Source organism: Streptomyces africanus, assembly GCF_002150735.1.
Lineage (GTDB): Bacteria > Actinomycetota > Actinomycetes > Streptomycetales > Streptomycetaceae > Streptomyces > Streptomyces africanus.
Genome location: NZ_MUKA01000559.1, coordinates 1 through 435, shown reverse-complemented (window position 1 = coordinate 435; position 435 = coordinate 1). Strand labels below are relative to the sequence as shown.

General features: G+C 70.3%; 1 protein-coding gene. It reads right to left on the bottom strand.

Going from position 1 to position 435, the window contains the following annotated elements:
* Positions 1-283: Gfo/Idh/MocA family oxidoreductase (locus CCL05_RS46850; protein WP_425275992.1), on the bottom strand; the 283-nt coding region annotated here is incomplete at its 3' end.
* Positions 284-435 lie beyond the last annotated feature (152 nt).

The window sequence follows — 435 nt, the reverse complement described above, 5'->3', positions numbered from 1 at the left end:
CCATGGCGACGCCGATCTCGCGGTGCAGGAAGTTCGGCGCGGTGATGCTGACCGCCTTCACCCGCGGGTCGGCGGCCACCTCGCGCCAGTCACGCGCGGTCGACGCGAACCCGAACTGCGCGGCGGCCTCCGCCGCCCGCCCCGGCACCTCCTCGGCGACCGTGACCAGCTCCGGGACGAGGGGCAGCTGCGGATAGTGGTGCCGCACGCGCGCGTACGCCTGGGTGTGCACCCGCCCCATCCAGCCGAAACCGACGACGGCGACGCCGAGCGTGTCCACCATGAGAGCCCCTCTTTGGACCGTTCCAGAACCTGTCCAGCTCACCCTGAGCGCCGTTTCCCCTGCCTGTCAACCCTTTGACAAGGCCACGAGCCTCATGGAACGGTCCATCTCATGAGACCACCGACCATCCGCGACGTCGCCGAACGGGCCGG